Source organism: Streptomyces atriruber (assembly GCF_001418325.1).
In the GTDB taxonomy this organism is placed as follows: Bacteria; Actinomycetota; Actinomycetes; order Streptomycetales; family Streptomycetaceae; genus Streptomyces; species Streptomyces atriruber.
On the sequence record NZ_LIPN01000096.1, the window covers coordinates 80,590 to 104,687 of the forward strand.

The window sequence follows — 24,098 nt, forward strand, 5'->3', positions numbered from 1 at the left end:
AGAACCCGACGCCCGCGAGAATACCCAAGCCACCCGTCCTGGACACCTCTCGCAACCTTCCGCAAGCCGTATAATTCGCCCCACTTGGCTTGACCCACGGGGGTGGATCCGTGTCAGCAGGGGAAATCCATGGAACGGCCGCGGGGGCGCCGTCGCGCGACGCGCCCGCGACCGGATCGCAGACCAGCTGGGAGGGGCTCCGCAGGCTGGTGGACGAGCGGACGGACCGGCGGCCCGGCCGGGCCGCGCCGGGGGCCGAGGAGCGCCACGGGCCCAGGGTCGGCTCGGTCGACGAGCTGTCGCGGGCCGTCACCGACGACCCGGAGTTCGGCCGCAGGCTGATCGAGCGCCTGCTGCGGTTCCAGCCGGCCGAAGCGGGGTCCCCGGACCGGCCGCCCCTCCCGGTGCCCCATCAGCTGCCGCTGGACCGCCCGGGGTTCGTGGGACGCGAGAGCGAGCTGGCCGAACTGGACCTGCTGCTGTCGGAGCCCCAGAAGGCGGGCCCCGACACCGCCGTGATCTCCTCCGTCGGCGGAGCTCCCGGAGTGGGCAAGACGGCGCTGATGGTGCACTGGGCGCACCGCTCGCGCGACGCGTTCCCGGACGGGCAGCTCTACGTCAACCTCCGGGGCTACGGACCGGGCATCCCGCTCGAACCCGCGGAAGTCCTCGCCGACTTCCTGCACGCGCTGGACGTGGCCCCGCCCAAGGTGCCGCAGGAACTCGAACCGCGCGCGGCGATGTTCCGCACCCTGCTGCACGAGCGCAAGATGCTGCTCCTCCTGGACAACGCCCGCAACACCGCGCAGGTGTTCCCCCTGCTGCCGGGCAGCGCCACCTGTGTGGTGATCGTGACCAGCCGGAACCGGCTCCAGGGCCTGGTCGGCAACTACGGCGCGCGCAGCATCCGCCTGGACACGCTGAGCGAGCGGGAGTCCGTCGAGCTGCTGACCGGCATCGTCGGCGACGACCGCGTGCTGCACGAGCGCGGCGCGGTCGAGGAACTCGCGGCCGGCTGCGGTCATCTGCCGCTGGCCCTCAGCATCGTGGGCGAGCGGGTCGCGGCGTATCCGCAGTGGCCCATCGCCGACCTCCTGGAGGGCCTCGGCGACGAGCGCCACCGGCTCGACACCTTCGCCGCGGACGTCGAGGACACCGGAGCCGAACAGCGCGAGGTGCGGGTCGCCTTCTCCTGGTCGTACCGCGCACTGGGCGCCGGCAGCGCCCGCTGCTTCCGCATCCTCGGCCTGCATCCCACCGGCGAGTTCAGCCTGCTGGCCGCGGCCGCCGCGACCGGCGACTCCCGAGCGCGCACCAACGTGTACCTGCGGGGCCTGATCGACTGCCATCTGCTCGAACAGGTCGCGCCCGACCGGTTCCGCTTCCACGACCTCATCCATGACTACGCCGCCGAGCGCGCGTACGAGGAGGAGTCCGAGGAGTCCCGCGAGGAGTCCGTCCGGCGCTGCCTGCTCTGGTACCTGCACACGGCCGACGAGGCGAACCGGCAGCTGATGCCCCACCGCCGCAGGATCGACCTCGACGCCCTGCCTGAGCGGTGCGAACCGCTCCGGTTCGCCGACGGAGCTGAGGCCCTGACGTGGTGCGACACCGAGCGGACCCATCTCATAGCCCTCGTGCGGCAGGCCGTGCAGTACGAACAGGACGCCATCGCCTGGCAGCTGCCCGTCGTCCTGTGGAGCTTCTTCAACGTGCGCAAGCTCATGAGCGACTGGATCGTCACCCACGAACTGGGGCTGCGCGGCGCGCGCCGCTCCGGCTGCCTCAAGGGCGAGGCCTGGACGCTGAACAGCCTCGGCAACGCCTACCGCGGCACGCGGGAGTTCGAGAAGGCCGTCGAGGTCTGGGAGCAGGCGCTGGCCATCCGCCGCCGGATCGGGGACAAGTACGGCGAAGGGACCTCGCTCAACAACCTGGCGGGCGCACTGCGGCGGATGAACCGCATCGAGGACTCGATCCGCTGTTCCAACGAAGCCCTGGCCATCCACCGGGAGATCCGGGACCGCTGGAACGAGGGCATCGACCTCAACAGCCTCGGCACCGCCCACCGCGACCTCGGCCGGATCGACGAGGCGATCAGCTGCTGGCTCCGCGCGCTCGGCATCCAGCGCGAGATCAAGGACCTGTTCGGCCAGGGCACGTCGCTCAACCACCTCGGCGAGGCCTACCGCACGGCCGGGCGCGACGACGAGGCCGTGGCGACCTTCGACGAGGCGCTGCAGATCAGGCGCTCCTTCGGGGACGAGCCGGGGGCCGCGGCGACCGCGGTCAACCTGGGCGCGACGCTGGCCGCCATGGGCCGCCCGAAGGAGGCCGCGGTCTACTACACCCTCGCCCTGAAGGACCTCGAACGGCTCGGCGATCCGCGCGTGGACGCCGTCAAGGAGGCCCTCCATGACCTGGCCGAACGCACCGCGCCCTAGCAGCTCAGCGCCTGTGCCGGTCGTCCCTCACCTCCGCGAGATCGGTGAGCTGGGCCCGCAGCCAGCTCTCGGGCGAGGAGTCCGCAAGCGGCGCCCGCATGCGAAGGGCCCGCGCGGCACGCTCCTCGCGCGGCATGGCGAGCGCCCGCGCGAGCGCCGACGCGGTCGCACGGACATCGCGCGGATCGTCGATCACGACGGCCCCCGCGCCGAGCCGCTCGGCGCTCCCGGTCCGCGCCGACAGGACGACCGCCCCGTCCCGCCGGTTCGCCAGCACCCCTTCCTGGGCGACCAGATTCATCCCGTCGTGCACCGAGTTGACCAGCAGGACGTCGTACTCCCGCAGCGCGGCCATGGCCCGCACCCGGTCCTCGTCCCAGTGGACGGTGAGCACGCCGGGGAAGTCCCGCTGGATGTCCGCGACGGCCTCCCGCACGCGGGCCGCGTACCAGGCGTACTCGGGAACCGTGGGCCGCGAAGGCGTCAGACAGCACACGAACCTGACGCGGCGTCGCAGCTCCGGGCGCTCGGCGAGGAGCAGCGCGAAGGCCTCGAAGCCCCGCAGGACGTTCTTCGCCGGATCGAGCCGGTCGACGCGCAACAACAGCCGCGCTCCTTCCCGCATCCCCCGGAAGACGCCGGACCAACGGTCCGCCTCCGGTGTGCCGAACACGCCGGACAGGTACTCCCGGTCGGGCGGTGCCGGATAGCGGCGGACCAGCGTCCGGCCACCGGCGTGCCGGACGATTCCGTCCGTCGGGTCGACCTCGTGTCCGGCCTCCGCGGCGAACCGCAGGAAGGAGTCCGCCCAGCGCTCGCACTGGAAGCCGAGCACGTCCGCCGCGAGCATGCCCCGCAGGAGCAGCCCACGGGCCGCGCCCGGCAGCGCGGCCAGGGCCGACGGGGCCGCGAACGCGGCGTGCAGGAAGAAGCCAACGGTCTGGGCGGGCAGCCGGGCGCGCAGGAACCCGGGGGCCGTCGCGAACTGGTAGTCCTGGAAACAGACGACGGTGCGGGGATGGCAGCGGGCCGCGGCCGCCGCGGCCACGGCACGGTTCACCTGCTGGTACGCCCGCAGCGCGGCGCCGTCGCCGAGTGGCCCGGCGCCGGGGCCGTCGGTGCCCTGCGGAAGGTCCGCCCAGAGGTCGTGCAGTGCGTACCAGAGGCCGCGCACGCCCGCGTCCTCGTAGTACCGCCGGTAGTCCGCCGCCCGGAAGGGCACCGGCCGGAATCCGTAACCGAGCCCCAGTCCGGCGAACCGGCCGTCCCGCGAAGCCCTGCGGTCCTCGTCGCTCACCGACGGGGCCAGCCAGCAGACGTCCCCGTCGACCGCGCGCGCGGCGCGGTCGAGCAGCGCCGTCACGCTGCCCGTGCGACGCTCCGGGGCGAGGCCTGACGGGGTGGACCGGAACGTCACGGGGCCCCGGTCGGAGACCAGGACCACATCGGCCGTACGCGCCTCCCGCGCGGGCCCAGCGGCCACCGTCAGCCCCGCGTTCCGTCGGGCGGGGCGTTCAGGATGTCCCGGGAGCGGCCCCTTCCGGTGCCCAGGGCGAGAGCCAGGGAGTGCACGAGGCCCAGGTGGACGGTCTCGACCACGCCGTACACGTCGCTGTCGACCAGGAGCGGCACGTCGACCAGCGCGGCGGCGCTGCCGCCCGAGCCGCCGAGCAGCCCGACCGTGCGCACGTCGCGCGCCCGCGCCGTCTTGAGGCCCTCCAGGATGTTCGGGGAGTTGCCGCTGACGCTGATGGCCACCACGACGTCGCCCGGCGTGAGCAGACGGGCCAGCTGCTCGGAGAAGACGCGGTCGTAACCGATGTCGTTGGCCAGGGCGGTGAGCAGCGGTGTGTTCCCGGTGAGCGCGTGCGTCCGCAGACCGGCGGCCTGGGGCCCCGAGGTCATGGCGAGGTCGCACGCCAAGTGGCTTGCCGTGGCCGCGCTTCCGCCGTTGCCGATCGCGTAGAGACAGTTGCCGCTCGTCCGGACCGAGTCGAACAGCCGGACGGCCGAGGCGAATTCATTGGGTTCCACCGCGAGGGCGGCATCGGCCACCAGGTTCTGGAACGCCGTACAGACGGCGGAGGCCCGGTGCGCACCGCCCCCGCCGTCTAACTCGTCCGCGTTGTCCCGCACGCCCGAGCGCCCCATGGCAACCCCCACCAGTCACAGCCGACTTCGGATTCGTCAGCATGCCCGAAACCTCGGACAGCGGTAAGAGCGCCGCCCCTCAGATGAGTTGCCTCGGTATCATTTGGGCAGCGCGGCGCGGGGCGGTATGAGGGGGACGAAGTGCGGTTGGCCAGCGGCTCGAACTCGCATGCGGTACTCATCGGATGCAGCAGCTACGACGACGTCGAACTGCCGCCGCTCCCCGCGGTGCGGAACAACCTCGACGATCTGCGGACCCTGCTCACCAGCTCCCAGAACGTCGCGCTCCCCGAGGAACGCTGCACGCTGCTCCGCGATGTGCAGGAGCCCCAGAGGGTCGGGGCTGCCCTCAGCCACGCGGCGAGCGGGGTGGACGACATGTTCCTCGTCTACTTCGCGGGCCACGGCGCGCTGGACGAACACGGCCTGCTCCACCTCCTGCTCACCGGGAGCGACACCCGGCTGCTCGGCTGGTCGAGCCTGCGGTTCGACCTCATCCGCCAGACCATGGCGTCCGCACCTGCCAGGAACCGCGTCCTGCTCCTCGACTGCTGCTTCTCGGGGCGGGCCATCGAGGCCATGGGCGACACCGCGTCGGTCTACTTCGGCCAGCTGGAGATCGCCGGTACCTTCGTCCTCGCCTCCGCCCCCGCGAACACCCCGGCCCGCGCGCCGCTGGGCGACCGGCACACGCTGTTCACGGGGGAGCTGATCAAGTTCCTGCGCGAAGGTTCCGCCGCGGAGCCCGAACTGCTCACCCTGGGCGCGGCCTACCGCCACACGGCCCGGATCCTGGCCGCCAAGGGCGAGCCGAGGCCCCAGCGGTGCGGCACCGGGACCAGCGACCAGCTGGCCCTGGCCGCGAACGCGGCGTTCCGCAGGCTGACCGCCGAGGACGTGCCCGAACGCCTGAGCAGTGCCGTCGAGTTGGGGGAGTCCGGCGACCTGGCGGGGGCGCTGGACGCCCTGCACGTCCTCGCGCAGGAGTGCGGCCGGGTGCTCGGTGCCCACCACGACTTCACCCTCCTGGCGCACCAGGCCCTCGCGCACGCGGAGGGGGAGAACGGGCGCGCGATCGACGCCGCCGCGCGGTACGCCGTGCTCGCCGGGCAGCTGGCCGTCGAGCGCGGCCCGAGGCATCCGGACACCCTCCAGGCGCGCCACGAGCACGCACGCTGGGCCGGCATCGGCGGCGACGCCGAGACCGCGGCCGACCTCTTCGCCGAGCTGGCGGTGGACGCCTCGGGGGCCCTGGGGCCCGGGGGCGTGCGCGCGCTCAGCTGCCGGTGGCAGCACGCCCACTGGCTGGGGGTGAGCGGCCACCCCGAGCGCGCCGCGGCGGCCTTCGCCGAGCTCGCCGAGAACTACGGTTCCTCGCTCGGTGAGCGGCACGGCGACACCCGCGCCGCCCGGCGCAACCACGCGTACTGGCGGGCGGCCGCGGGACCGGCCTGACGCGGTCCCGGCACGACCGACCCTGCGCACACCACGCAAAAGGCCCCAGTCTCTCGACTGGGGCCCTGCTGGTGTCCGAGGGGGGACTTGAACCCCCACGCCCGATAAAGGGCACTAGCACCTCAAGCTAGCGCGTCTGCCATTCCGCCACCCGGACAAGGTGTCTGTCTTCGCGGGGCGTTTCCCGCGGCGACACAGAGAACATTACCAGGCTTCCAGGGGTCCCCGATCACCCCCGCCACCCCTCGTGAACTGCTGATGACGACACCCGCCCGCCCTTGGGCGCGGAGCGCCGGAGAGAGAGGATGAGGGGGACCACCAGCAGCGAATGCGGGAGGAGCCAGCGTGAGCGGGTCCAGCACGGGCAAGGCCGTCACCGGTGAGGACGAGGTCGTCGACCTCTGTCGCGAACTGATCCAGATCGATACGAGCAACTACGGCGACCACTCGGGCCCGGGGGAGCGCAAGGCCGCCGAGTACGTCGCGGAGAAGCTCGCCGAGGTGGGCCTCGAACCGAAGATCTTCGAATCCCACCCGGGCCGGGCCTCCACGGTCGCCAGGATCGAGGGCGAGGACCCGTCGCGGCCCGCGCTCCTCATCCACGGCCACACGGACGTCGTGCCGGCCAACGCCGCGGACTGGACGCACCACCCCTTCTCCGGGGAGATCGCGGACGGGTGCGTGTGGGGCCGGGGCGCGGTCGACATGAAGGACATGGACGCGATGACCCTCGCGGTCGTCCGCGAGCGGATGCGCACCGGCCGCAAGCCCCCGCGCGACATCGTCCTGGCCTTCCTCGCCGACGAGGAGGCGGGCGGCACGTACGGCGCACGGCACCTGGTCGACAACCACCCCGACCTCTTCGAGGGGTGCACGGAGGCGATCAGCGAGGTCGGCGGCTTCTCCTTCACCGTCAACGAGAACCTGCGGCTCTACCTCGTCGAGACGGCCCAGAAGGGCATGCACTGGATGAAGCTCACCGTGGACGGCACGGCGGGCCACGGTTCGATGATCCACAAGGACAACGCGATCACCGAGCTCTCCGAGGCCGTCGGACGGCTCGGGCGGCACAAGTTCCCGGTGCGCGTCACCAAGACGCTGCGGCACTTCCTCGACGAACTCGGTGACGCCCTCGGCACCGAGCTCGACCCGGAGAACATGGACGAGACGCTCGCCAAGCTCGGCGGCATCGCCAAGCTCATCGGCGCCTCCCTGCAGAACACCGCCAACCCCACGCAGCTCGGCGCCGGGTACAAGGTCAACGTGATCCCGGGGCAGGCCACCGCGCACGTCGACGGCCGCTATCTGCCGGGGTACGAGGAGGAGTTCCTCGCCGACCTCGACCGGATTCTCGGTCCGCGGGTCAAGCGCGAGGACGTCCATGCCGACAAGGCTCTGGAGACCACCTTCGACGGCGCGCTCGTCGACGCCATGCAGACCGCCCTGCGCGCCGAGGACCCGATCGCCCGCGCCGTGCCGTACATGCTCTCGGCCGGCACGGACGCCAAGTCCTTCGACGACCTCGGCATCCGGGGCTTCGGCTTCGCGCCGCTGAAGCTGCCGCCGGAGCTGGACTTCGCGGGCATGTTCCACGGCGTGGACGAGCGGGTGCCGGTGGACGGCCTCAAGTTCGGGGTCCGGGTACTCGATCGGTTCATCGAGGAGTCCTGACGGAATGCGGCCGGAATTCGGGTGAAATCCGGTCGCATTACGTGCTGAAACGAATCTCCAATAATCGCCAGCGCGTGCGTACTTGACTGAAAAGAGTGAAAGGGGACAAGGCCTCGTAGCCCCACCAGTTCCTCCTCGTTACAGGTGATGCAGTCCGCGGCTGGGACTGCATTGCCAACAAGGAGGAATAATGATCAAGAAGGTCGTCGCCGCTGTGGCCGCCACTGGTGGTCTCGTGCTCGCGGGTGCGGGCATCGCCACCGCTGACGCCGGTGCCCAGGGTGCCGCCGTGGGCTCTCCCGGTGTCGTTTCGGGCAATGTCATCCAGGTGCCCGTCCACGTGCCGGTGAACGCCTGCGGCAACACGGTCTCCGTGATCGGGCTGCTGAACCCCGCCTTCGGCAACACCTGCATCAACAAGTGACGTTGTTGTGCCTCACCCCTTGAGGGTCTGAGTCCGTCGGCCCCGGAGTGCGTGCCATGCGCTCCGGGGCCGACGGGCATTCCGCGTCCGGGCAGTGGGCCCGTACGTATTCCGGCAGGTAAAAGGCAGGGAACAGCTATGCGACAGGTCACGCGCAAAGGCCTGATCACCGTGGCGGCCGCGACCGGCGTGCTCGCCGCGACCGGTGGTTACGCACACGCGGATTCGGGTGCAAACGGAAGCAGTTCGAACTCACCCGGCGTGCTGTCGGGCAACAACGTCCAGCTTCCCGTCGACGCACCGGTCAATGTGTGCGGGAACACCGTCAACGTGATCGGTGTCCTCAACCCGGCGGCGGGCAACAACTGTGCCAATACGGGCCACAAGGGCGGCGGTTCGCACAAGCCGTCCGGCGGCGGCGCCAAGGCCGACGGTCACGCGAGCGACTCACCCGGCGTGGGCTCCGGCAACAACGTGCAGTTGCCGATCAATGCCCCGGTGAACGTCTGTGGCAACAGCGTCACCATCGGCGGCCTCGGCAACGCGGCCATGGGCAACGAATGCGCCAACGACTCGGGTTCCACGGTGACTCCGCCCGGCGGCGAGAAGCCCCCGACCGGGCCCGAGCACCCGGGCAATCCGGAGCACCCCGGCAACCCCGGAAACCCGGAGCACCCCGGCAATCCGGAGCACCCGGGCAATCCGGAGCACCCCGGAAATCCGGAAGAACCCGGCAAGCCAGGCAAGCCGGGTGGCCCCGGAGGGCCCGGGGACTCCCTGTCCCCGCACGGGCCGATGAGCCCGATCGACGACCGCGCCATGCCGAACAGCCCGCAGGCGCAGGTCCTCGCGCCGCCGGAGGGCACCTCGCAGCTCGCGTCGACCGGCAGTGAGCTGCCGCTCGGTCTCGCGCTGCCGGTGGGTGCGGGTGCGCTGCTCGCGGGCACGGTGCTCTACCGCAGGGCCCGGGCGACCGCCTGAGCCACTCTGCTTTTGAGTACGCCGTACGGAGCGGGCCCCGCGACAGCGGGGCCCGCTCCGTTTCACCAGGTCGCTCTCAGCTGGCGAATGATGCGCCGTTTGAGGCGCACTCTGCGGCTTCCGTCGGGGCGCAGACTCAGGCGGTCCAACTCCCAGTGTCCGTACTCCGCGTGGTCCGTCAGCAGGCGGGTGGCTTCCTTGCGGGTGACCCCGCGCGGTACATACACGTCGACAAATTCGTATTCCGGCATCGCATCTATTGTGCGGGCATGGGCCCGGTACGGATAGCGTCTGCACTATGTCTGATGCTGCGCAGCCCACCGCTGCCGAGGTACGTGCCGCCGCCGAGGCGGTCAAGACCGCGCTCGACCGCCACCTGGCCGCGGTCGAACGCAGGTCGGGCGAGGACGATCCGGCCGTCTACGAAGCGTTCAACGAACTGGCCGCGGCGGCCGAGGAGTACGACGAACTCCTCTACGACCGCTACGACGAGGTCACCCCCTTCGAGATCCCCGGCACGGACGACGCGCTCCCGCCGTACCAGGGACCGGACGAAGCGAACGCGCTGAGCGTGCTGCTCCGCCGCGACTACACCGTGGTGGAGCCACAGCGGCTGCTGGCCCAGGCCCAGCGCGTCGCCGACCTCGAAGCGGGCAGTGCGGGGGGCGCCGGCTCGGCGGACACCGTGCACAGCGCCCTCGGCGTCCTCTTCGGGGAGTTCGAACCGGACGAAATCTCCTCCCGGCACAAGGAGTTCGGCCTGGAGGAGGGCGACTCCACACTCTGGGTCACCGCGGTGGACACCCCCGCGGAGCCGGGGGAGTGGCTCGACGCCCCCTTCGACCAGGCCGACCCGCACCGGGTGCTGTGCCGGTTCGACGTCAGTGTGGTCTTCGACGACGAACTGGACGACGACGGTCTCGACGGCCTCGACACCGACGTCGACATCGACCCGGACGTGGCGGTGCCCCTCGACGACATCGACGAGCCCGACGACGCCGGGGAAGACGTGCACGAGGCGGACAGGGACGGCCCGGGAGCCCGCAGCACCGGCCGCTGAGGGCCTCTTCCGGCGCCGCGGACCTGGCGAATCGCTCCTGCGCTCGCCGCTCCCTCAGGGGGCGGCGAGCGCATTGCGTCGGGGCCCCGGGGAAGCCGGGCCCGGGGAGCGGCGGCTCAGACCGTGGCGGTCGGCACCTGCGGGCGCAGCAGCGTCTGCAGGCGCGTCGTACGGTCCTTCCAGAGGCGCTCCGCCACCGCGCGCGGCAGCGCCTGCTCCACGCCCTGCACGACCGACAGGTGTCGCTCCGCGCGGCTGAACGCGGTGTAGACCCACGGCCGGGACAGGGCCTCCGCCGCGTCGCCCGGCAGCACCACGACGGCCGCGGGCCAGCGCTGCCCCGTCGCCTGGTGCGCGGTGAGCGCCCAGGCGTGCCGCACCTGCCGCTCCACCCGCTCCTTCGGTACGACGACGGGGGCGCCGTCGCACTCCAGGTGCAGCCCCTCCGCGTCGGCCCGCACCACACGGCCGAGCGTCGTGCGGCCCGCCGCGGGGACGTACGCGACGCGGTCGTCGGGGTCGAAGCCGCCGAACCGGCCGGGGCCCGGATTCAGCCGTTCCTTCAGGGCGGCGTTGAGCGCGCGCGTGCCCGCGGCACCGCCGTGTCCGGGCGTGATGACCTGCGTCTGCCCGGCGGGCACCCCGATCGCCCGCGGCACCGAGTCCGCGACCAGCTGGACGGTGCGGTGGATCGCCTCGGCGGGGTCGCGCACCGGCACGAGGACGACCTCTTTGCCGGGCGCCTCGACCTGGTTCAGCTCGCCGATGCCGATGCCGGACGTCAGCTCCCCGATGGGGCCCGGATCCGGGGTGCGCGAGACGATCTGCGGGCAGCAGCGCGCGGAGAGCAGATCGGCGAAGACCCGCCCGGGGCCCGCCGACCACAGCACGCCCGGGTCGCCGCCGAGGACCAGGCGGGCGCCGTCCGGCAGGGACTCCACGAGCATCGCCGCGGTCTCCACGTCCAGCTGCGGTGCGTCCAGGACGACCAGGAGGTCGAGCGCGAGCGCGCCCTCCGCGTCCCGCCCGGGGCCCTGCTCGCCGGAGAGCAGCCCGGCCACGGTCACCGCGGCTCCGTCCGCGCCCGTCGCCCGCGCGAGGCGGCGGCGTCCGTCGGCGCTGTGGGCGGCGGCGCACACCCGAAGGCCCAGCGCCGCCGCCGCGGCCACCAGCGCCGCGGGCTCGGCACGCGCCTCCTCGCCGCCGGAGTGCAGCACGAGTCCGTGCCCGGCGACGGCGCGGATCAGCTCGGCGGCGGACCCGGTCACCTGCGCGGCGGCGGCCTCCCAGTCGGCGTCCGCGGGGCCGGAGCCCTCGTCCTTGGGCAGTGAGTTGATCACCCGGGCGAGGCCGTCGGCGAGGCTCTCCTCCGCGAGTGCGTACCGCTCCAGGCCGATCAGGACGCGGACCGGGCGCTCCGGCTCCTCGTCAGCGCCCTCTGCGCCCTCCGTGGCCTCGTCGTCCGTGCGCTGGACCGGCACCTCGGTCCCTTCGAGCGCGTCCTGGAAGACCAGGGCGTCGCCCTCGGCGAGCGCGCTCTGCACCGCGGCGTCGGGATCGGGCACCGCGCGCTGCCCGAGCGCGGCGTGCAGCGTCGCGGCGTCCAGCGCCGTGTGCCCCGCGACGGCGGCCTGCTCCAGGAGCCATACGGTGATCGCGCGGCCCCTGCGCTCGTCGTCGGGTCCGCACTCCGCGCCGAGCAGGGCCCTGGCGAACCCGTCGGCCTGTTCCGGCCGCACCCCGGTGACCCGCAGCAACTGCCACGGGTCCGCACGCAGTTGTCCGTCGGCGTCGTCACCGAGGACGGCCGCCGTCCGCTCGGCGAGCGCGGGCGGAGCGCCTCCCTCGGCGAGCACGGCGCGGACGGCCTCGACGGCTTCCTCCGCGGGTGCCTGAGCGGCCGCGGGCCGCTGCGGACGCACGGGCTCGGGTGCGCGGGACGGCGCGGGCCTGCGCGCGGGCTCCGGCTCCTGGAACGCGCTCGTGACGGGCTTCTCGCCGCTCTCCACGGCGCGCACGGCGGCCAGCAGATCGGCGGCGGTGCCGCTCAGCTTCGTCCCGGCCGCGATCGGCCCCTGCTTCGACGCCTTGCGCTGCTCGATCCGCTCCCGCAGCTCACGCTGGGCGGCGATCTCGGCCTCGGTCTCGGACAGCTCGGCGCCGTCGCCGCCGTCGTCGGCCTTGGTCTCGCTCTCGCTCTCGCCCTTGGTCCCGGCGTCCGGCACGGCTTCCTCCGGGCCGGGCGACTCCGCCTGCTCCGCGGCAGCGGCCCCGGGGTCCTCCGCGGCAGCGGGTTCCGTACTCACAGCGTGCTCCAGTCGTGATCGGGATAGCGGTGCACCGGCGCCGACACATCGTCGAGCGCCCGGCAGATCTCGTCAGGAAGACTAAGGGTCTCCACTGACAATGCGGCCGTGAGCTGCTGCGCGTTGCGCGCGCCGATGATCGGGGCCGTCACTCCGGGGCGGTCCCGCACCCAGGCGAGGGCGACCTGCAGCGGGGTCGCCGCGAGCCCGTCGGCGGCCGTCGCGACCGCGTCGACGATGTGGCCCGCCGTCTCGTCCAGGTACGGCGCGACGAAGGGCGCCATCTGGTCGGAGCCGCCGCGCGAGTCGGCGGGAGTGGCGTGCCGGTACTTCCCGGTGAGCACGCCCCTGCCGAGTGGTGAGGACGGCAGGAGTCCCACTCCCAGGTCGCGGGCGGCGGGCAGCACTTCCCGCTCGACGCCGCGCTGCAGCAGCGAGTACTCCATCTGTGTGCTGGCCAGGCGGGTGCGGGTGCCCGGCGCGGCGAGCTGCCACGTCGCGGCCTTCGCGAGCTGCCAGCCGCAGTAGTCGGCGACCCCCGCATAGCGGGCCCGGCCGCTGCTCACGGCTATGTCGAGGGCCTGCAGGGTCTCCTCCAGGGGCGTCCCCGGATCGAAGGCGTGGACCTGCCACAGGTCCACGTGGTCCGTGCCGAGGCGGGTCAGGGAGGCGTCCAGTGCGGCGAGGAGATGGCCCCGTGAGCCGTCGAAGCGGCGCTCCGGGTCCGGCACGCTGCCCGCCTTCGTCGCGATGACCAGGTCGCGGCGGGGCACGAGCCGCTCGATCAGGCGTCCGATGAGGTACTCGGCCTCCCCGTCGCCGTACACATCGGCCGTGTCGATGAGGGTGCCGCCCGCTTCCCAGAACACCTTCAACAGGTCGGCGGCGTCGTTCTCCTCGGTGTGGCCCCAGGTGAGGGTTCCGAGTCCGATGCGGGACACGCGCAGGCCGGTCCGGCCGAGATGCCTCTGCTCCATGGGCGCTGAGATTACTGGCCGTACCCCCGCGGCGGTCGAGCCTGTGGACAAACCAGCGATTGTGGAGATCCCGGCCACCCCCGCGTCACTGACGGATCGGGCACCGCGCGCTAAAGTCCCCGGCACAGACACGTTACTCACGGGTAAAGCGGTAAGGGGATTCGGTCATGCAGCTCGGGATCAACCTCGGCTACTGGGGCGCGGGGATGGACGCGGACAATCTCGCCGTCGCGAAGGAGGCCGACAAGCTGGGCTATGCGGTCTGCTGGGCCGCGGAGGCGTACGGATCCGATGCCGCGACGGTGCTGTCCTGGGTGGCCGCCCAGACCGAGCGCATCGACATCGGATCCGCGATCTTCCAGATCCCGGCCCGGCAGCCGGCGATGACCGCGATGACGGCGGCGACCCTCGACTCGCTCTCCGGCGGCCGCTTCCGCCTCGGCCTCGGCGTCTCGGGCCCGCAGGTATCCGAGGGCTGGTACGGCGTGAAGTTCGACAAGCCGCTGGCCCGCACGCGTGAGTACGTCGAGATCGTCCGCAAGGCAATGACCCGTGAGCGGCTCTCCTACGAGGGCGAGCACTGGACGCTGCCGCTGCCCGGCGGTCCCGGCAAGCCCATCAAGCTGACCGTCCACCCCCAGCGCGAGCACATCCCGCTGTACGTCGCCGCGATCGGCCCGAAGAACCTGGAGCAGACCGGCGAGATCGCCGACGGCGCCCTGCTGATCTTCCCGGCCGCCGAGCACCTGGAGGAGACCGCGGTCAAGCACCTGCGCGCCGGGCGGGAGAAGGCGGGCAAGACCATGGACGGCTTCGACGTCGTCCCGACGCTGCCGCTCGCCGTCGGCGAGGACGCGCAGGTGGACGCCCTCGCGGACATGTTCCGCCCGTACACCGCCCTGTACGTCGGCGGCATGGGAAGCCGGAAGCAGAACTTCTACAACCAGCTGGCGCAGCGCATGGGGTATGAGAAGGAGGCCGCCGAGATCCAGGACAAGTACCTGGCGGGCGACAAGGAAGGGGCGGCCGCGGCCGTGCCCCGGCAGCTGATCGACTCCACCACGCTGCTCGGTTCCGTGGACCGGATCGCCGACCGCATGCAGGCCTACGCGGCGGCCGGGGTCACCACGCTCACGCTGGCTCCCGCGGGCTTCACGCTGGAGGAGAGGCTCACCGCGCTGCGCGCGGGCACGGAGGCCCTGGAGCGCTCCGGGCTGGCATAAGGGGGGAAGTCCGCGGCCGTGGTGGGGGCTCGGGGGTCTTCCCCGCCACGGCCGTCACGGAGCACAACGCGCCAAGAGGTCCCCGGTTACGGCCTCGTGGCGGTGCCTGTGTCCTTCGTTCAGCGGAGCCGACCTGTACAGCTGTTGCCCATTGCGGAACCTCGCACTTGACTATTTCTTTGCGGAGGTTCGCGCACAGGGGTATGGAGGTGCCAGTGATGTTGTCGGCCAGGAGTGTCTTCGAGGAGATCCTCGACAACGACGAGTCGTTCCGGCTCTTCTGCTCCATCGCTGCCAGTGGCGAGGCCCAGGGCGGCTGGGAGAACGGCCGCATCGCCGCGCTCGTCCCGGAGGCCGAGCGCGCGCTGGCGCCCAAGATCGCCCGGCACGGCGCCGACGAGGACAAGCACGGCAGGATCTTCAACGCGCTCCTGAAGAAGCGCGGCCTGCAGCCGGTCGAGGTCCCGCACGACACCGACTACACGATGCTCCTGGAGCGGCACGGCATCGGCCTCGCGCACGAGAAGCTGAAGGCCGACGAGCCGCTGTCCGTGCAGGACGTCGTCACGTACCTCTCGCACAGCAGGGTCACCGAACAGCGCGCCTCCGAGCAGATGCGGCTGCTGCTCAAGTACTTCGGCGACCACCCCGACATCGGCCGCGCCGTGCGGATGATCTCCAACGACGAGGACAACCACCTGGCGTACTGCCACGAGGAGTTGCTCCGGTTCGCGTACGCCGGACACGGCCGCGCCATCCAGCGCACCCTGCGCGAGTGCGCCCTCGCCGAGATCCGCGTCTACCGCGACGTGAGCCTCGCGGTGATGGAGCGCATGGGGCGTCTCCTCGGCTGGCCCCCGGCCAAGCGGCAGCTGCTCACCGCGGGCATCCACGCCATGTACGGCTACGAGAGAGCCGTGGGATGGCGGCGGATGGTCTCCCTGAAGATGCCCGCCCGGCGCGACGCCCTCGGCGGGCCCGCCGCAGCGGCCGCCGAGTTCGCCTGAGCCCGGGACGCCGCCGCTGGGCTACAGCCAGCCGCGGCGCTTGAACATCCGGTACAGGACGATCTCCAGGACCGCCATCAGGAGGATCACGGCCGGGTACGTCCACCACCAGTGCAGCTCGGGCATGTGGTCGAAGTTCATGCCGTAGACACCCGCGATCATGGTGGGGACCGCGGCCATCGCCGCCCACGCCGAGATCTTCCGCATGTCGTCGTTCTGCCGCACGCTCATCTGCGCCAGATGCGCGGACAGGATGTCCGACACCAGCCGGTCCAGGCCCTCCACGGACTCGTTGACGCGCGTCAGGTGGTCGTTGACGTCCCGGAAGAAGGGCTGCGCCGTCTCGTCCACGAAGGGCACGGAAGGGCTGAACGGGCCCACTCCGGAGAGGCGCGCCACGGGCAGTGCCAACGGCCCGGTCGCCCGGCGGAACTCCAGGATCTGCCGCTTGAAGGTGTAGATCCGCGACGCCGTGTTCCGGGAGGAGGCGCCGCCGTCCGGTGAGAAGACCTCCGCCTCCAGGACCTCCAGGTCGGCCTGCAGCTCGTCGGCGACCTCCAGGTAGTGGTCCACGGAAGCGTCGGCGATCGAGTACAGGACGGCCGTCGGGCCGTGCTTGAGGACGTCGGGATCGGCCTCCAGACGGTGGCGCACGACGCCGAGCGGCGCACCCTCGCCGTGGCGGACGGTGACCACGAACGAGTCCCCCATGAAGATCATGACCTCGCCCGACGAGACGGTGTCGCTGTCCGGCTCGTACACGACCGGCTTGAGGACCATGAACAACGAGTCGTCGTAGACCTCCAGCTTGGGCCGCTGATGGGCCTTGAGGGCGTCCTCGACGGCCAGCGGATGCAGCCCGAACTCCTGGCTGACCTGGTCGAACTCCTTCGCCGTCGGTTCGTGCAGACCGATCCACACGAACGCGTCGCCCGCCGCCCGCGCCTCGTCCAGGGCATCCGAGAAGTCCTCGGGGCCCTCGGTCCGGCGCCCGTCCCGGTAGATGGCGCAGTCGACGATCACACAGCGCATTCTTCCCAGGCTTCACGCCTGTTGCACCCGCTGGGGCGCATAGGCTGAACCGCATGCCCACGCTGATCCTCGTCCGGCACGGACGCTCCACGGCCAACACCGCCGGCCTGCTCGCCGGGTGGACCCCCGGCGTGGCCCTCGACGAGCGCGGCTCCGCGCAGGCCGCCGCACTGCCCGGACGGCTCGCCGCGCTGCCCATGTCCGAGGTGGTCACCAGCCCCCTGCAGCGCTGCAGGGAGACCGTCGCGCCGCTGCTCGCCGCCCGCCCGGGGCTCCAGGCGCACACGGAGGACCGCATCGGGGAGTGCGACTACGGCGACTGGTCGGGCCGCAAGCTCGCCGAGCTCTCCGACGAGCCGCTGATGGAGGTCGTCCAGCGGCACCCGTCCGCCGCCGCGTTCCCCGGCGGCGAGTCCATGCGGGCCATGCAGACGCGGGCGGCCGAGGCGGTCCGCGAGTGGAACGCGCGCGTGGAGCGCGAACACGGCGAGGACGCCGTGTACCTGATGTGCTCGCACGGCGACATCATCAAGTCCCTTGTCGCGGAGGCCCTCGGGCTCCACCTCGACCTCTTCCAGCGCATCTCCGTGGAGCCCTGCTCCGTCACCGCCATCCGCTACACGCGGCTGCGCCCCTTCCTCGTACGCCTCGGGGACACCGGCGACTTCGCCTCGCTGGCGCCGCGCGAGGAGCCGCCGGGTGACGACGCCACCGTCGGGGGCGGTGCGGGCGCACCGTGATCGTCGCCCGCAGTAGGGTGAACCGGGCTCAAGCAGCCCTTCGAACTTTGCAGTCGATCAATGGAGACAGGACGTGTCCCGTCAGGTGTTCCTCTACGACCCCCCGGAGCGATTCGTCGCGGGAACGGTAGGGCTGCCCGGACGGCGTACCTTCTTCCTCCAGGCCTCCGCCGGCATCCGGGTGACCAGCGTCGCCCTGGAGAAGACCCAGGTGGCCGCGCTCGCCGAGCGCATGGAAGAGCTCCTCGACGAGGTCGTACGCCGTAGCGGGGGCAACACCCCGGTGCCGGCCGTCGCACCGTCCGAGGTCTCCGACAGCGCGCCGCTCGACTCCCCCGTGGAGGAGGAGTTCCGCGTCGGCACGATGGCGCTCGCCTGGGACGGCGAGGAGGAGCGGATGGTCGTCGAGGCACAGGCCCTCGTCGAACTGGACGCCGATTCCGAGGACGATCTCGCCGCAGCTGAGGAAAGGCTCCTGCAGGACGAGGAGAACGGCCCGCCGATGCTGCGCGTCCGGCTCACCGGGGCGCAGGCCCGCGCCTTCGCCAAGCGGGCCCTGGACGTCGTCAACGCGGGCCGCCCGCCGTGCCCGCTGTGCAGCCTCCCGCTCGACCCGGAAGGACACGTATGCCCGCGCCAGAACGGATACCGGCGGGAGGCGTGAGCGTCGCCGACCCCGTCGCGCTCCTCACCCACGGGGAGCTGACCGTCCGCGGCCGCATCCGGGAGGCCTCGAACGCGGTGCTCTACTGCACGGTCGCGTACGAGGGCCGGGAGGCCGCCTGCGTCTACAAGCCGGTCGCGGGCGAGCGCCCGCTGTGGGACTTCCCCGACGGCACGCTCGCCCAGCGGGAGGTCGCCGCGTACGAGGTGTCGCTCGCCACCGGCTGGGACCTGGTGCCCCCGACCGTCCTGCGGGCGGGGCCGCACGGCGAGGGCATGGTCCAGCTGTGGATCGAGGCCTCGGGCGACGCGGAGCTGCTCGCCCTGGTCGACGGCGACGAACCCGGCGAGGGCTGGAAGGCGGTCGGCCTCGCGCAGGTCGACGAGGACCGGACGGCGCTCCTCGTGCACGCGGACGACGTGCGGCTGCGGCGGCTCGCGGTCCTCGACGCGGTGATCAACAACAGCGACCGCAAGGGCGGCCATCTGCTGGCCGCCGACGGTCACCTGTACGGCATCGACCACGGCGTCACCTTCCACGCCGAGAACAAGCTGCGGACGCTGCTGTGGGGCTGGGCGGGGGAGTCCCTGACCGATGAGGCCGTGGAGGCGCTCCAGGCCCTGCAGAGCGGCCTGGAGGAGGGCGCCGGGCTGGCCGGACGGCTGGCCGGGCTGATCACCGCCGTGGAGACCGAGGCGCTGCGCGCACGGGTGGCGGCCCTGCTCAAGTCGGGGCGCCACCCCGAGCCCAGCGGCGACTGGCCCGCTATTCCCTGGCCGCCGGTGTGATCCCCCACTCCTATCAGCCGTGATCCCCACTCGTATACGGACGCCCCGTCCGGTTAGGCTCAGGGCATGCATGCCTGGCCCGCTTCTGAGGTCCCCGCCCTTCCTGGCAAGGGCCGCGACCTCCGGATCCACGACACCGCGACCGGTGGACTCGTCACCCTCGACCCCGGTCCCGTCGCCCGTATCTACGTCTGCGGCATCACCCCGTACGACGCGACCCACATGGGTCACGCGGCGACCTACAACGCGTTCGACCTCGTGCAACGCGTGTGGCTCGACACCAAGCGGCAGGTTCACTACGTCCAGAACGTGACCGACGTGGACGACCCGCTCCTGGAACGCGCCACCCGCGACGGCAAGGACTGGGTCGAGCTCGCCGAGGGCGAGACCGCACTGTTCCGCGAGGACATGACCGCGCTGCGCCTCCTGCCGCCGAAGCACTACATCGGAGCCGTCGAGGCGATACCCGGCATCGTGCCGCTCGTCGAACGCCTCCGCGACATGGGCGCCGCCTACGAACTCGAGGGCGACGTCTACTTCTCCGTCGAGTCCGACGCCCACTTCGGGGAGGTGTCCGGGCTCGACGCCGCCGCCATGAAGCTGCTCTCCGCCGAGCGCGGCGGCGACCCGGAGCGCCCCGGCAAGAAGAACCCGCTCGACCCGATGCTCTGGATGGCGGCCCGCGAGGGCGACCCGAGCTGGGACGGCGGCAGCCTCGGCCGCGGCCGCCCCGGCTGGCACATCGAGTGCGTCGCCATCGCCCTCGACCACCTCGGCATGGGCTTCGACGTGCAGGGCGGCGGATCCGACCTCGCGTTCCCGCACCACGAGATGGGCGCCTCGCACGCGCAGGCCCTGACCGGCGAGTACCCCTTCGCGAAGGCGTACGTCCACGCGGGCATGGTCGCCCTGGACGGCGCGAAGATGTCCAAGTCCAAGGGCAACCTCGTCTTCGTGTCGAAGCTGCGGCGCGACGGCGTCGACCCCGCGGCGATCCGGCTCGCCCTCCTCGCGCACCACTACCGCGCGGACTGGGAGTGGACGGACGGCGTCCTCGAAGAGGCCGTCGAGCGGCTCGGCCGCTGGCGCGCCGCGGTGTCCCGCCCCGACGGGACCGCCGCCGAGGCGCTCGTCGAGGAGATCCGCGACGCCCTCGCGAACGACCTGGACGCGCCGGCCGCGCTCGCCGCGGTCGACCGCTGGGCCGCCCGCCAGGACACCGAGGACGGCACGGACGAGGGCGCCCCCGGCGTCGTGTCCCGTGCCGTGGACGCACTGCTCGGCGTGGCCCTGTAGGCACCGCTGCACCGATGGGGCCGCTCCGGAAATCCAGGAGCGGCCCATCAAAGTCCATGGCCCCGGCGCCCGTTGAGACGCTAGACCTCCGCCATGAGATCTCCCACGCGCTTCAGATCGGCGGCCGCTGCCGCTCTCCTGGGCCTCCTCGCGGCATTCGCGGGGCCCGGCGGCGGCTCCGCGCAGGCCGCCGACGAGCCCGCGACCACGGTCGGCGACGTCACCGGCTTCGACGCCGAGGGCCCCGTCTACCACCTGACCGCGGGCAAGGCCGAGGCCCGCGTCAGCTTCGTCTCGACGGAGACCTTCCGTCTCGAACTCGCCCCCGACGGGACGTTCACCGACCCCACGGGCAAGGACATCGTCCTGCCGCAGGGGAAGGCGCCCCGCACCAAGTGGGCCGACAAGGGCGACCGTTACGAGCTGAGCACCTCCCAGGTCACCCTGCGCGCCTACAAGTCGCCGCTGCGCTTCGCCCTGTACCGCGCCGACGGCAGCCGGGTCTGGGCCGAGTCCAAGGGCCTGTCCTGGACGAAGGACACCACCACCCAGAGCCTCGCGCGCGGCGCCGACGAGCAGTTCTACGGCGCCGGGATGCAGAACGGACGCGGCAACACCTCGCACCGCGGCAAGAAGGTCGAGGTGAGCGTCGACTACAACTGGGACGACGGCGGGCACCCCAACTCCGTGCCCTTCTACCTGTCCTCCGAGGGATACGGTGTCTTCCGCAACACGTACGCCCCCAACACCTACGACTTCGCCGAGCCCGTGACCGCCACCGCGAAGGAACAGCGCTTCGACGCCTACTACTTCGCCGGGCGCGGCGCCGACGCGGCCAAGGACGTCATCGGGCAGTACACGAAGCTCACCGGCAAGCCCTTCCTGCCGCCGGTCTACGGCATGGAGATCGGCGACGCCGACTGCTACCTCCACAACGCCAACCGCGGCGAGCGCCACACCCTCGACTCCCTGAAGGTCGCCGACGGCTACGTCGAGAACGACATGCCCAACGGCTGGATGCTGGTCAACGACGGCTACGGCTGCGGCTACGAGAACCTCGCCGAGACCTCCAAGGGCCTCGCCGAGCGCAAGATGAAGATGGGCCTGTGGACCGAGGACGGCCTCGACAAGATCGCCGAACAGGTCAAGGCGGGCCAGCGCGTCGCCAAGCTGGACGTCGCCTGGGTCGGCGACGGCTACAAGAAGGCGCTGGACGGCTGCAAGGACGCGTACGCCGGGATCGAGGACAACAGCGACGCGCGGGGCTTCACCTGGGCCCCGGAGAGCTGGTCGGGCGCGCAGCGCTGCGGTGTGCAGTGGTCCGGCGACCAGAGCGGCGGCTGGGAGTACATCCGCTGGCAGATCCCGACGTACGCGGGGTCCACCATGTCCGGCCTCGCCTACACGACGGGTGACGTCGACGGGATCTTCGGCGGCAGCCCCAAGACGTACGTGCGCGACCTGCAGTGGAAGATGTTCCTGCCGGTCACGATGACGATGGACGGGTGGGCCGCGAGCGACAAGCAGCCCTTCCGCCAGGGCGAGCCCTACACCTCCATCAACCGCAAGTACCTGAAGCTGCACGAATCGCTGATTCCCTACCTCTACTCGTACGGCCACCAGGCCACGAAGACCGGTGTGGGCGCCGTACGACCGTTGGCCCTGGAGTACCCGGACGACCCGAAGGCCGCCACCGACGCGGCCAAGTACGAGTTCCTCACCGGCGAGGACTTCCTCGTGGCGCCCGTCTACCGGGACACCACCACGCGCGACGGCATCTACCTGCCCAAGGGCACCTGGACCGACTACTGGAGCGGGCGGACCTACCAGGGCCCGACCACCGTCGACGGCTACAGCGCGCCCCTCGACACGCTGCCGCTCTTCGTCAGGGGCGGCGCGACCGTGCCGATGTGGCCGGGCGGCATCCGCTCCTACCAGGACAGGAAAGCGGACTCCCCGCTCGCCTGGGACATCTACCCGCAGGGCAGCTCCTCCTTCGAGCTGTACGAGGACGACGGCGTGACCCGGCAGCACCGCGACGGCAAGTACGCCACGCAGCGCGCCGACGTGCGGGCGCCGCGCTCCGGAGCGGGGGACGTGCGGGTGCGGATCGGCGCGAGCAGGGGAACGTACCAGGGCAAGCAGAGCAGCCGCCCGTACGCGTTCACCCTGCACACCGGGGACGCGCCGAGCCGCGTGGAGCTCGGCGGGCACGGGCTGCCGCGGCTCACTTCGCGGAGCGCGTACGACAGCGCGCGGCAGGGCTGGTTCTACGACCGTGACGACCGCGGCGGCGTCGTCAGGGTGAAGACCGCCACCCTGCGCACCGACCGCGCCTTCGAGCTGCGGCTCGACGACACCAGCGCCGTGGGCGGCGCCGTGCCGGGGGCGCCCGCCTCCGTGCACGTCCCCGCGGGCCAGGAGCTGGGCGCGGGTACGCCCGGCAAGGTCGCCGTCGACATCACGGCGGGCACGAAGGACGCCACCGGGGTCGAGGCCACCCTCGACGCTCCCGAGGGCTGGACCGTGGGCACCGCGCGGGCCGACCGGATCCCCGCGGGCACCACGCGCCGCGTCGAGGTGGCCCTCACCCCGGCCAAGGACGCGGACATCGGCGAACAGCCGCTCACCGCGACCGTCCGCCACCGGTCGGCAGGCCAGGAGCGCACCGCGGTCCAGCGGTTCGCACTGGGCGTGATGCCCGAGGCGCCGGCGAAGGACACCTGGGCGAGCGACATGAAGTGGCTCAAGTCCACCAACGGATACGGGCCCGCCGAACGCGACCGCAGCAACGGCGAGTCGGGCGCCGCCGACGGCCACCCGCTGACCCTGGCCGGAAAGACGTACGAGAAGGGGATCGGCACGCACGCCGACTCCGTCATCGAGGTCTACCCGGGCGGCCGCTGCTCGAAGTTCACCGCGGACGTGGGCATCGACGACGAGATCAACGGCTACGGAGAGGTCGCCTTCTCGGTCGAGGCCGACGGCAAGGTGCTGTGGACCTCGCCCAAGGTGACGGGCGCCTCGGCGACCGTGCCGGTCGACGTCGATGTGCGCGGCGCGCGGCACGTCGAGCTGAAGGCGACCGACACCAACGGCTCGAAGAGCGGGGACCACGCGGACTGGGCGGGGGCCGAGTTCACCTGTTCCTGAAGGTCCGTCGGGACCCGTCGGAATCCGACGGGAGATACAGGAGCGGCGCCGGGCGGGAATGTCTCCGCCCGGCGCCGCCGTGTGTTCACGCGAGACGCGTGCCGCTCGCGCGGGTCACTTGGTGATGACGATGGCCAGCAGGTAGCCCGGGTTGTTGGTGTCGTAGTAGCCGATCACCTGTTGCCCGAAGGCGAATGCCTCCTGGACCTCGTCGTGGGTCTGCGGGTTGGGGTTGACGAAGGCCCGCCAGGCGTTGTCGACGTGCAGATAGAGGATGTACGCCTGGCCCGGGAGCGGCTCGACGACGTCCCAGAACGCCGTCGCCACGTTGGACGCGAGCGCCTGGGTGGAGATCTCGGGCGCCTGCGCCTGGGGGATCTCCTGCTCCTGGCCGAACTGCTGCAGCAGGGTCTGGAACGGCTGCTGCTGGCCGAGCTGCTGGAGCTGCTGGCGCAGCTGCTGCGGGACTTGCTGCTGCATGCCCTGGTGCATGCCCTGCTGGCCCTGGATGCCCTGCTGGCCCTGCATGCCCTGCTGGCCCTGCATGCCCTGCTGAGGGCCGTACTGCTGCTGGCTCTGCTGCTGCGGAGGGGCCGTGCTGGGGCTCTGCTGGGAGCCGTACTGCTGCGGCCCGTACTGCTGGCCGTACTGCTGCTGCGGTCCGTACTGCCGTCCTTGTTGCTGGCCCAGCTGACTCATCTGCGGGGTGGTGCTCATGCGGGTGCC

General features: G+C 71.9%; 20 protein-coding genes and 1 tRNA gene. 13 read left to right on the forward strand and 8 right to left on the reverse strand.

The genetic code is table 11. The annotated features are described in order from the left end of the window. The first annotated feature begins 110 nt into the window (after positions 1 to 110). Entirely contained in the window at positions 111 to 2,444 is a 2,334-nt protein-coding gene (locus tag AOK03_RS11470; protein WP_167355595.1) for an ATP-binding protein, read from the forward strand. Between the two features lie 4 nt (positions 2,445 to 2,448). On the opposite strand, the gene AOK03_RS11475 is transcribed toward AOK03_RS11470, so the two are convergent. Together AOK03_RS11475 and AOK03_RS11480 are read right to left on the reverse strand one after the other, a co-directional pair. Next, positions 2,449 to 3,927 carry a trehalose-6-phosphate synthase gene (locus tag AOK03_RS11475; RefSeq protein WP_157868923.1) on the reverse strand — a complete coding sequence of 493 codons (1,479 nt, stop codon included), beginning with the start codon at positions 3,925 to 3,927 and terminating at the stop codon, positions 2,449 to 2,451. Between the two features lie 2 nt (positions 3,928 to 3,929). Further along, positions 3,930 to 4,595 carry an SIS domain-containing protein gene (locus AOK03_RS11480; RefSeq protein WP_055565094.1) on the reverse strand — a complete coding sequence of 222 codons (666 nt, stop codon included), beginning with the start codon at positions 4,593 to 4,595 and terminating at the stop codon, positions 3,930 to 3,932. A 141-nt stretch (positions 4,596 to 4,736) separates the two neighbouring features. Between AOK03_RS11480 and AOK03_RS11485 the strand changes: the two genes are divergently transcribed. Then, positions 4,737 to 6,050, forward strand: a complete 1,314-nt coding sequence (locus tag AOK03_RS11485) for a caspase, EACC1-associated type (RefSeq protein ID WP_079074640.1) — start codon at positions 4,737 to 4,739, stop codon at positions 6,048 to 6,050. Between the two features lie 69 nt (positions 6,051 to 6,119). Here AOK03_RS11485 and AOK03_RS11490 read toward each other — a convergent pair. Further along, positions 6,120 to 6,207: transfer RNA gene (locus AOK03_RS11490), tRNA-Leu, on the reverse strand. Positions 6,208 to 6,395: 188 nt separating this feature from the next. Between AOK03_RS11490 and AOK03_RS11495 the strand changes: the two genes are divergently transcribed. The 3 genes from AOK03_RS11495 (at position 6,396) to AOK03_RS11505 (ending at position 9,126) form a co-directional block, all read left to right on the forward strand. Continuing rightward, positions 6,396 to 7,721: a M20/M25/M40 family metallo-hydrolase gene (locus AOK03_RS11495; RefSeq protein WP_055565096.1), complete on the forward strand. Its 1,326-nt coding sequence runs from the start codon at positions 6,396 to 6,398 to the stop codon at positions 7,719 to 7,721. Positions 7,722 to 7,911: 190 nt separating this feature from the next. Further along, entirely contained in the window at positions 7,912 to 8,145 is a 234-nt protein-coding gene (chpH, locus tag AOK03_RS11500) for a chaplin ChpH (protein ID WP_055565097.1), read from the forward strand. Between the two features lie 138 nt (positions 8,146 to 8,283). Then, on the forward strand, positions 8,284 to 9,126 hold the full coding sequence (locus AOK03_RS11505; RefSeq protein ID WP_055565098.1) for a chaplin: 843 nt from the start codon (positions 8,284 to 8,286) through the stop codon (positions 9,124 to 9,126). Positions 9,127 to 9,188: 62 nt separating this feature from the next. Here the strand turns inward: AOK03_RS11505 and AOK03_RS40760 are convergent, their stop codons facing one another. Beyond that, positions 9,189 to 9,377, reverse strand: a complete 189-nt coding sequence (locus tag AOK03_RS40760; protein ID WP_079074641.1) for a DUF5703 family protein — start codon at positions 9,375 to 9,377, stop codon at positions 9,189 to 9,191. 47 nt (positions 9,378 to 9,424) lie between these two features. Between AOK03_RS40760 and AOK03_RS11510 the strand changes: the two genes are divergently transcribed. After that, on the forward strand, positions 9,425 to 10,186 hold the full coding sequence (locus tag AOK03_RS11510; protein ID WP_055565099.1) for a hypothetical protein: 762 nt from the start codon (positions 9,425 to 9,427) through the stop codon (positions 10,184 to 10,186). A 116-nt stretch (positions 10,187 to 10,302) separates the two neighbouring features. Here AOK03_RS11510 and AOK03_RS11515 read toward each other — a convergent pair whose 3' ends face one another. Both AOK03_RS11515 and AOK03_RS11520 read right to left on the reverse strand, forming a co-directional pair. Beyond that, complete coding sequence (locus AOK03_RS11515) at positions 10,303 to 12,492, reverse strand: helix-hairpin-helix domain-containing protein (RefSeq protein ID WP_055565100.1); 2,190 nt, start codon at positions 12,490 to 12,492, stop codon at positions 10,303 to 10,305. Next, positions 12,489 to 13,469 carry an aldo/keto reductase gene (locus tag AOK03_RS11520; RefSeq protein ID WP_055565101.1) on the reverse strand — a complete coding sequence of 327 codons (981 nt, stop codon included), beginning with the start codon at positions 13,467 to 13,469 and terminating at the stop codon, positions 12,489 to 12,491. Before AOK03_RS11520 ends, AOK03_RS11515 begins: the two co-directional genes overlap by 4 nt. Before the next feature lie 167 nt (positions 13,470 to 13,636). On the opposite strand from AOK03_RS11520, the gene AOK03_RS11525 reads away from it, so the two are divergent. Together AOK03_RS11525 and AOK03_RS11530 are read left to right on the forward strand one after the other, a co-directional pair. After that, the gene (locus tag AOK03_RS11525) at positions 13,637 to 14,692 is read left to right on the forward strand and encodes an LLM class F420-dependent oxidoreductase (RefSeq protein WP_055565102.1); all 1,056 of its coding nucleotides are present in this window, start codon (positions 13,637 to 13,639) and stop codon (positions 14,690 to 14,692) included. Positions 14,693 to 14,910: 218 nt separating this feature from the next. Then, positions 14,911 to 15,699 carry a ferritin-like domain-containing protein gene (locus tag AOK03_RS11530; protein ID WP_055565103.1) on the forward strand — a complete coding sequence of 263 codons (789 nt, stop codon included), beginning with the start codon at positions 14,911 to 14,913 and terminating at the stop codon, positions 15,697 to 15,699. 21 nt (positions 15,700 to 15,720) lie between these two features. Here AOK03_RS11530 and corA read toward each other — a convergent pair whose 3' ends face one another. After that, positions 15,721 to 16,722, reverse strand: coding sequence for a magnesium/cobalt transporter CorA (gene corA / locus AOK03_RS11535; RefSeq protein WP_055565130.1), 1,002 nt, complete (start codon positions 16,720 to 16,722; stop codon positions 15,721 to 15,723). Positions 16,723 to 16,784: 62 nt separating this feature from the next. On the opposite strand from corA, the gene AOK03_RS11540 reads away from it, so the two are divergent. The 5 genes from AOK03_RS11540 to AOK03_RS11560 all read left to right on the forward strand — a co-directional run bounded on the left by AOK03_RS11540 (position 16,785) and on the right by AOK03_RS11560 (position 23,372). After that, positions 16,785 to 17,471: a histidine phosphatase family protein gene (locus AOK03_RS11540; RefSeq protein ID WP_055565104.1), complete on the forward strand. Its 687-nt coding sequence runs from the start codon at positions 16,785 to 16,787 to the stop codon at positions 17,469 to 17,471. A gap of 73 nt (positions 17,472 to 17,544) precedes the next feature. Further along, entirely contained in the window at positions 17,545 to 18,135 is a 591-nt protein-coding gene (locus AOK03_RS11545; protein ID WP_055565105.1) for a DUF3090 domain-containing protein, read from the forward strand. After that, a complete protein-coding gene (locus tag AOK03_RS11550) occupies positions 18,099 to 18,923 on the forward strand; it encodes an SCO1664 family protein (protein WP_055565106.1) in 825 nt (274 codons plus the stop codon). Before AOK03_RS11545 ends, AOK03_RS11550 begins: the two co-directional genes overlap by 37 nt. A gap of 66 nt (positions 18,924 to 18,989) precedes the next feature. After that, positions 18,990 to 20,219 carry a cysteine--1-D-myo-inosityl 2-amino-2-deoxy-alpha-D-glucopyranoside ligase gene (mshC, locus tag AOK03_RS11555; protein ID WP_055565107.1) on the forward strand — a complete coding sequence of 410 codons (1,230 nt, stop codon included), beginning with the start codon at positions 18,990 to 18,992 and terminating at the stop codon, positions 20,217 to 20,219. A gap of 93 nt (positions 20,220 to 20,312) precedes the next feature. Continuing rightward, positions 20,313 to 23,372, forward strand: a complete 3,060-nt coding sequence (locus tag AOK03_RS11560; RefSeq protein WP_055565108.1) for an NPCBM/NEW2 domain-containing protein — start codon at positions 20,313 to 20,315, stop codon at positions 23,370 to 23,372. Between the two features lie 114 nt (positions 23,373 to 23,486). On the opposite strand, the gene AOK03_RS11565 is transcribed toward AOK03_RS11560, so the two are convergent. Beyond that, positions 23,487 to 24,089 (reverse strand): hypothetical protein, encoded by a 603-nt coding sequence (locus AOK03_RS11565; RefSeq protein ID WP_063792476.1) that lies wholly within the window; start codon positions 24,087 to 24,089, stop codon positions 23,487 to 23,489. Positions 24,090 to 24,098: the final 9 nt, after the last annotated feature.